Raw genomic sequence first — 4,178 nt, 5'->3', positions numbered from 1 at the left:
CGACCGGCACCGCCGGTCGCGTGGGGCCGCCGGCGTCAGGGGACGGTGAAGAGCGCCTCGCCGGCGGCGACGGGGCCCGGGGCGCGCAGGGAGGTCAGGGCGTCGGCGGGCACGTCGAGCGCGACGACGGGCACGACGGCGGAGCGGCCCGAGGCGCGCACCGCGTCGGCGTCGAAGCGCAGGACGGGCTGGCCGGCGGCGACCGCGTCGCCCTCGGCGGCGAGCAGCTCGAACCCCTCGCCGCCCATCTGCACGGTGTCGATGCCGACGTGCACGAGGACCCCGCGCCCGCCCTCGGCGAGCAGGACGAACGCGTGCGGGTGCAGCTTGAGCACGGTGCCGGCCACGGGCGCGACGGCCTCGACCACGCCGCCGGGCGGCTCGACGGCCAGGCCCGGCCCGACGATGGACTGGGCGAAGACCGGGTCGGGCACGTCGGTCATCGCCACGGCGGTGCCGGGCACCGGGGCGGTGACGACGAGGCTCACCGCAGGTCCTCGATGTCCTCCGCGAGGGTGTCGGCGTTGGGGCCGACCACGACCTGCACGACGGTGCCCGAGCGCAGCACGCCCACCGCGCCGGCGGCCTTCAGGCCGGCGTCGTCGACGGCGGAGGCGTCGCTCACCTCGCAGCGCAGCCGGGTGATGCACGGTTCGATCTCGACGACGTTGGCGCTGCCGCCGAGCGCGTCGAGGATCTTCTGGGCCTGGCTCACGGTTGCCTCCCGCGTCTGGGGTGGTTCGAGGTGGTCCCGGGTGCTCCGGGTGTTCCGGGTGGTTCACGGGCCGTTCACGGACCCTTGACGTGCAGGGCCCCGCAGGTCCATCGTCGTCCTCGCGAGCTGGACCGTACCAGTACGGACCAGCACCGACCAGGGTCCCGCGAGGTCCCGCGAGGGGGGTGAGGACCGCGGTGGCACCCCCGCCGCGCGGGGCCGGGGTCGTGGCCGGCCCGGTGCCCAAGCACGCGCAGCTGAGGGCGATCCTGGTGCGCGCCATCACCACCGACCTGGCCCCCGACGCCCCGATCCCCTCGGAGCGCGAGCTCGTCGAGGCGTACCGCGTCAGCCGGATGACCGTCCGGGAGGCGATCGGTCAGCTCGTCAACGAGGGGCTGCTCTACCGGGTGCACGGCAAGGGGACGTTCGTGGCCCCCGCCGCCGTGCAGTCGCAGCTGCACCTGGCCTCCTTCAGCGACGACATGCGCCGGCGGGGCCACGAACCCTCCAGCCGCGTGCTCGCCGCGGACCTGCGCACCCCGCCGCCGGCGGTGGCGCGCGCCCTGGAGCTGCCGGCGGGCGTGCGCGCCGTCCACGTGGAGCGGCTGCGCCTGGCCGACGGGGTGCCCATGGCCCACGAGGTGACGCACTACCCCGAGCACCTCGTGCCCGGCCTGCTCGAGCTCGACCTGTCCGGTTCCACCTACGACCTGCTCGCCGCGCGGTACGGTCTGGCGCCCACCACGGGCGAGCAGGCCCTGACCGCCGAGAGCGCCGCGCGCCCGGTGGCCGCCCTGCTGGGGACGGTCGCCGGAGCGCCCCTGCTGCTGTTCGACCGCACCACCCGCGCCGGTGACGTCGTCGTGGAGCACACCACGTCGCGCTACCGCGCCGACCGGTACAGCGTCCGGATGTCCCTGGACCGCACCGCGGACCGGGTCCCGGCCCCTCCCACCCCGAGGAGTCCCACGTGAGCACGACCACCACGAAGGCCGAGAAGAGAGCGCTGCCCGGGCTCGCCACCCTGCAGCGCATCGGGCGCTCCCTCATGCTGCCGATCGCGGTGCTGCCGGCGGCCGGCATCCTGGCCCGCTTCGGCTCCGCCGACATGCTCGGGCCCGACGGCCTGGGCTGGGACGCGGTCGCCGACGTCGTCGGCGCCGCGGGCAACGCCCTGCTGGGCGCGCTGCCGCTGCTGTTCGCGGTGGGCGTCGCGATCGGGTTCGCCAAGAAGTCCGACGGGTCCACGGCGGTCGCCGCCGTCGTCGGCTACCTGGTGTTCAAGGGCGTCGGGGACGCGATGTCGCCCGTCGTCCTGGGGGCCGCCCCGGACGGCGAGGAGCAGCAGCTCATCAACTGGGGCGTGCTCGGCGGCATCCTCTGCGGCGTCATCGCCGCGCTGCTGTGGCAGCGCTACTACCGCATCAAGCTGCCGGACTACCTGGCGTTCTTCGGGGGCCGGCGGTTCGTGCCGATCGTCACGGCGCTGGCGACGCTGCTGCTGGCGGTCGTCATGGCGTTCCTCTACGTGCCGTTCGACCGGGTCCTCAGCGCCCTGGGCGAGGCGGTCGCGGGCAACGCGGTGGTCGGCGGGTTCGTCTTCGGCACCGCCAACCGCCTGCTCGTGCCGCTGGGCCTGCACCACATCCTCAACTCGTTCCCGTGGTTCCAGCTCGGCGAGTTCACCACCGCGGACGGCACGGTCGTGCAGGGCGACATCGCCCGGTTCATCGGCGGCGACCCCACCGCGGGGACGTTCATGACCGGGTTCTTCCCCATCATGATGTTCGCGCTGCCGGCCGCGGCCCTGGCCATCACGCGGGCGGCGCGCCCGTCCCAGCGCAAGCTCGTCGGCGGCATCATGCTCTCCGCGGCGCTGACGTCGTTCATCACCGGCGTCACCGAGCCGCTGGAGTTCGCCTTCATGTTCGTGGCGTTCCCGCTGTACGTGGTGCACGCGGTGCTCACCGGCACCTCGCTGGCCCTGGTCAACGCCCTCGGCGTCAAGGACGGGTTCAACTTCTCCGCCGGCCTGATCGACTACCTGCTGAACTACGGCATCGCCACGAAGCCGCTGCTCATCATCCCGGTCGGCCTGGCGTACGCGGTCGTGTACTACCTGCTGTTCTCGTTCGTCATCCGCCGCTGGAACCTGCGCACCCCGGGCCGCGAGGACGACGCGGACTCCTCGGTGGTGGAGGTCACCGCCGCCGACACCGCCGCCGCCGAGGGCGCCGGCACGGACCGGGTGCCGCCGGAGCGCGACCTGTCCTGAGCCGCACCGCCACCGCACGGGGCCGGAGCGCTCAGCGCCAGAGCAGCGCCGGGTTGCCGTAGGAGACGCCCAGGACGTGGCCGTGCCGGTTGGCCTGCCGGGCCTCGTAGTCCTCATCGGCGCCGGTCAGGGCGGTCAGCCTCCCCCACCGCCACAGCAGCACGCGCGTCACCCCGCCGGCCGCCACGGGCTCGGTGACGACCACCTCGCCGGGACGGCCGAAGTCCTCCGCGGACGCCCCCGGTGCGGCGCCGAGGTCGACGGCGCGCCACCCGCCACGGCCCCGCGGCGCCCACACCGTGGCCCGCTGCGTGCCCAGGTGCTGCCCGGCCAGCCAGCCGTGCTCGTCCACGTCGAGGACCTGCATCGACGGGGCGAGCGCGCGCACGCGGCGACCGCCGTCCTGCCACAGCAGCTCGTACCGGCGCTCGGTGCCGACGTAGCAGGTGCCGACGGCGGTGCCGCGCTCGTTGGAGGCGGTGGCCCAGGTGCTGGTGCACTCGGACGGGGCGGGCAGCGTCTTGAAGGCCCCGTCCCGCCAGATCGACGCGCGCCACCCGCCGGCGGTGGTCCTGGTGCCCAGGACGCGGCCGGCGTCGTCGACGTCGACGGGTCTGAAGTCGTCCTGCGGGGTGCCCAGGGCGCGCAGGTCGCCGTTCTCCCACAGGAAACCGACCTGACCGCCCTCGGGCACGTCGCTGGTGCCGAGGACCTTCCCGCGGCCGGCCACCGCAGTGACGCGGCTGGAGCCCCTGTCGTCGAAGGGGCCGATCTCGGTCAGCTCACCCTCCCGCCACACCCAGGCGCGGACGGGGTAGGTGAAGCGCCCCTCGGTCACGTACTCGCCCGCGACCAGGTCGTCGTCGCTCAGCCCCTTGATCTCGGTGCCCAGGCTCACGGGCGGGCCCTCGATCTGCACGGGCGGGCGGCCCTCGAACGGTGCCGCCGCGCCCGGGGGTCCCGCCGCGCCGGCGGTGCCACCCCCGATCCCGACGAGGACGAGCGCTGCGGCCAGTGCGGTCGCGGTGCGTGCGGTGCGCTTCACAGGTTTCCCCTCCCGTGTCCCGTGGTGCGCCCGCGGCGGCGGGGGGGGGGGGGGGGGGGGGGGGGGGGGGGGCGGGGGGGGGGGGGGGGCGGGGGCGCGGGGGGGGGGGGGGGGGGGGTGGGGGGGCGGGACCGGCGGGA

At 75.4% G+C, this 4,178-nt stretch carries 5 protein-coding genes; 2 read left to right on the top strand and 3 right to left on the bottom strand.

From position 1 onward, the window contains the following. Nucleotides 1-35: 35 nt before the first annotated feature. Together ACRYR7_RS24665 and ACRYR7_RS24660 are read right to left on the bottom strand one after the other, a co-directional pair. Nucleotides 36-488 (bottom strand): PTS sugar transporter subunit IIA, encoded by a 453-nt coding sequence (locus tag ACRYR7_RS24665; protein ID WP_432574974.1) that lies wholly within the window; start codon nt 486-488, stop codon nt 36-38. After that, a complete protein-coding gene (locus ACRYR7_RS24660; RefSeq protein WP_432574973.1) occupies nt 485-715 on the bottom strand; it encodes a glucose PTS transporter subunit EIIB in 231 nt (76 codons plus the stop codon). The genes ACRYR7_RS24665 and ACRYR7_RS24660 overlap by 4 nt, the downstream gene beginning before the upstream one ends. A gap of 197 nt (nt 716-912) precedes the next feature. On the opposite strand from ACRYR7_RS24660, the gene ACRYR7_RS24655 reads away from it, so the two are divergent. Further along, nucleotides 913-1,692 carry a GntR family transcriptional regulator gene (locus ACRYR7_RS24655; RefSeq protein WP_432574972.1) on the top strand — a complete coding sequence of 260 codons (780 nt, stop codon included), beginning with the start codon at nt 913-915 and terminating at the stop codon, nt 1,690-1,692. Then, nucleotides 1,689-2,993, top strand: a complete 1,305-nt coding sequence (locus tag ACRYR7_RS24650) for a PTS transporter subunit EIIC (RefSeq protein WP_432574971.1) — start codon at nt 1,689-1,691, stop codon at nt 2,991-2,993. The genes ACRYR7_RS24655 and ACRYR7_RS24650 overlap by 4 nt, the downstream gene beginning before the upstream one ends. 31 nt (nt 2,994-3,024) lie before the next feature. On the opposite strand, the gene ACRYR7_RS24645 is transcribed toward ACRYR7_RS24650, so the two are convergent. Then, nucleotides 3,025-4,038, bottom strand: coding sequence for a hypothetical protein (locus ACRYR7_RS24645; protein WP_432574970.1), 1,014 nt, complete (start codon nt 4,036-4,038; stop codon nt 3,025-3,027). Between the last annotated feature and the right edge of the window lie 140 nt (nt 4,039-4,178).

The organism is Kineococcus gurbantunggutensis (genome assembly GCF_050871925.1).
In the GTDB taxonomy this organism is placed as follows: Bacteria; Actinomycetota; Actinomycetes; order Actinomycetales; family Kineococcaceae; genus Kineococcus.
Note: the sequence above shows the minus strand (reverse complement) of the source record. Positions and strands in the feature narration are given on the sequence as shown.